Consider the following 2931-nt stretch of genomic DNA (forward strand, 5'->3'; position numbering starts at 1 on the left):
TGCGCAATGCGCCAACCAAGCTGATGAAAGAGCTGGACTACGGCAAGGGCTACCGTTATGCCCATGACGAAGAGGGCGGTTTTGCCGCAGGCGAGCGCTACCTGCCTGACGGCATGGCCTCACCCGGCTTTTACCGTCCGGTCGAGCGCGGGCTGGAAATTCGCATTGCCGAGAAGCTCAGACAGCTGCGAGCATTGGACCTGCAACACCCGAAAAAATAGATCAGTCAATTTGATCCAAGTGCTCCTGGGATCGATCCATCGCCAACAATTTGACTGCCACCTTGACCCGTCTTTGCCGCTATCGCATCTCGCCGCCAAGCGCGTTTTGAACTGACCCCTCTAAAGCCAAAAGCCATGCGCCTGGCGGGCGTCATCAGCCCAAAGAGTCGTGGCCACTGTCTAAGGGCTTGTCCTATGTCAAGCGCCCCAATCGCCCCCTATACTCGCCACACTTATTATTTGGAGGTTGGCAATCCGATAGACCGGGTTGACCCCTTATTTCAATTAAAGGATATACAGTGCAAGTCAAATTTAGCCAACTGATCGCCTCCTGCGCGTGCGCGCTGGGACTGGCTTTACCTCTGCTGCCCGCAATGGCACAGGCCCAGCCGGCCCCAGCCCCTGCGACAACCAGCGCTTCGCCAGCTGATTTGCCAGCTGCCTTGCCTGTGATTACCGACGTCAAACCGGTCGGCGCTTCTGCTGCGCCCATGAAAGCCGCTGAATCCACTGACAACCCCTATGGCCTTGAATCCCTCTGGAAGACGTCTGATGCCGTTGCCAAGACGGTCTTGCTGTTGCTGCTCATCATGAGCGTCGGTAGCTGGTACATCATGATCGTCAAAGTACTGGAGCAAGCCAAGATGGGGCGCCAGTCAAAAGCCGCAGTGAAGAATTTCTGGACTGCCGGTACCGTGCAGCAAGGTGCTGCGGCGCTGGAAAAGAACAGTCCTTTCCGCTTCATGGCCGATGCGGCCACCAATGCCATCAGCAAACATGAAGGCCTGATGGGCCACATTCCGCTCAATGACTGGATGGCGATGGGCATTCAGCGCGCGGTTGATCGCATTCAAAGCAACACCCAGGGTGGCCTGGCATTTCTTGCCACCGTTGGCTCCATCTCTCCCTTTGTGGGACTGTTCGGCACGGTTTGGGGCATTTACCACGCACTGACCGCCATCGGCATCTCCGGCCAGGCTTCCATCGACAAGGTGGCAGGCCCGGTGGGAGAGGCGCTGCTCATGACCGCCATTGGTCTGGCCGTTGCCGTGCCGGCGGTGCTGGCCTACAACTGGCTGGTGCGCCGCAACAAGGCGGTGATGGACGATGTGCGCGCCTTCAGCAGCGATCTGCATGCGGTCGTGCTGGGTTCGGTGGCCAAGGCTTGAGCGTCGCGCGCAGCCGCAGACCTCTGTCCTTTAGGAATCCGCTATGTCCATGAATGTCGGCTCCAATGACGACAACGGCGACGACGCCGTCATGTCGGCCATCAACACCACGCCCCTGGTCGACGTGATGCTGGTGTTGTTGATCATCTTCCTGATCACGATTCCCGTGGTCACCACCTCCATCAAGCTCTCATTGCCGAAAGAGCGTGTTGAAGTGCGGGAGACCAAGCCCGAGAACATCATCATTTCAGTCGACCAGACCGGCAACATTTTCTGGTACGACGCCCGCATCAAGAATGTTGATGCCTTGGTGGAGAAGCTTAAAAAAGTCTCCACGGTGAAGCCACAGCCCGAGGTGCAAGTGCGCGGCGACTCGAATGCGCGCTACGAGGGTGTCGGCAAAGTGCTGCTGGCCTGCCAGCGCGCGGGCATCGTCAAGGTCGCCTTCATCACTGAACCACCGCCATTGGGCGGTTGATACCCAACAAGGATTCAATCCATGTCAATGCACATAGGAAACGCCAGTGGCTCGGGGGACCCCGAGATGATGATGGAGATCAACACCACCCCGTTGATCGACGTCATGCTGGTTTTATTGGTCATGCTGATCATCACCATCCCGATTCAACTGCACTCAGTCAACCTGGAAATGCCGGTGGGCGCACCGCCTACCAGCCTGGTCAAGCCGGAAAAAATCCAGATTGATATTGACGAGCAAAGCGTTGTCTACTGGCAAGGCCTGCCGGTGTCAGCGCAAGAACTTGATGAGAAAATGAAACTGATCGGTCAGCAATCGTTTCAGCCCGAGGTGCATATACGGCCCAACAAGGCCTCGCAATACGCCGTGTTTGCCAATGTGCTCTCCAGCAGCAAACGCATGGGTCTGAACAAAATAGCCGTTATTGGCGCGGAGCAATTTATCCAATGAATAGCCTCGCCATGGATTACCGCTTTGAGCCCCGGGACCCGTCCCGACGGCTCAAGGGCATTGTCATCGTCGTTGTGTTGCACGCGCTTCTGGGCTATGCCTTGGTGTCTGGCCTGGCACGCAAGGGACTCAATTTCGTCAAGAAGCCGCTGGAAGCGGTGGTAATTCAGGAGGTGATCATTCCACCGCCGCCACCGCCGCCGCCACCGCCCAAGAAGATCGAGAAGCCGCTGGTGATGCCCAAGCTGGATGCGCCGCCGCCGCCGTATGTGCCGCCACCGGATGTGGCGCCCCAGGTAACAAGCACGGCGCCCTCGATTGTGTCGGTGGCAACACCGCCCACGGCCCCCGCGGTGATTGCACCGCCGCCGCCCCCGGCGGCCCCGGTGGCCGCCGGCCCCAAGCGCACCACCATTGGCGTTGCCTGCCCGACGCAGGTGGCACCCGAGATGCCGCGCAAGGCGCTGCAGGATGGCACTGAAGGTGTGGTCAAGGCGCAGATTCACATCAAGGGCGGCGTGATTCAGGATGTCACCATTCTGTCGGGTCCCCGCGTGTTCCACGCCGCCGTCAAGGCTGCCATGATGCAGTACACCTGTGTCACCGATGGCGG

Annotated in this window: 4 protein-coding genes and 1 pseudogene; all 5 read left to right on the forward strand. The window is 58.9% G+C overall.

Features of this window, described 5'->3' with window-relative positions:
• Positions 1-221, forward strand: a pseudogene (locus GZ093_RS20700) (recombination factor protein RarA); the annotation flags it as partial.
• A 299-nt stretch (positions 222-520) separates the two neighbouring features.
• Positions 521-1390, forward strand: a complete 870-nt coding sequence (locus GZ093_RS20705; protein WP_296489611.1) for a MotA/TolQ/ExbB proton channel family protein — start codon at positions 521-523, stop codon at positions 1388-1390.
• 43 nt (positions 1391-1433) lie between these two features.
• Positions 1434-1868 (forward strand): biopolymer transporter ExbD, encoded by a 435-nt coding sequence (locus tag GZ093_RS20710; protein ID WP_296489613.1) that lies wholly within the window; start codon positions 1434-1436, stop codon positions 1866-1868.
• A gap of 21 nt (positions 1869-1889) precedes the next feature.
• Positions 1890-2318, forward strand: coding sequence for a biopolymer transporter ExbD (locus GZ093_RS20715; RefSeq protein WP_296489615.1), 429 nt, complete (start codon positions 1890-1892; stop codon positions 2316-2318).
• On the forward strand, positions 2315-2931 hold a 617-nt coding region (locus GZ093_RS20720; RefSeq protein ID WP_296489616.1), incomplete at its 3' end, for an energy transducer TonB. The genes GZ093_RS20715 and GZ093_RS20720, both read left to right, overlap by 4 nt.

Source organism: Rhodoferax sp. (assembly GCF_010365055.1).
Lineage (GTDB): Bacteria > Pseudomonadota > Gammaproteobacteria > Burkholderiales > Burkholderiaceae_C > Rhodoferax.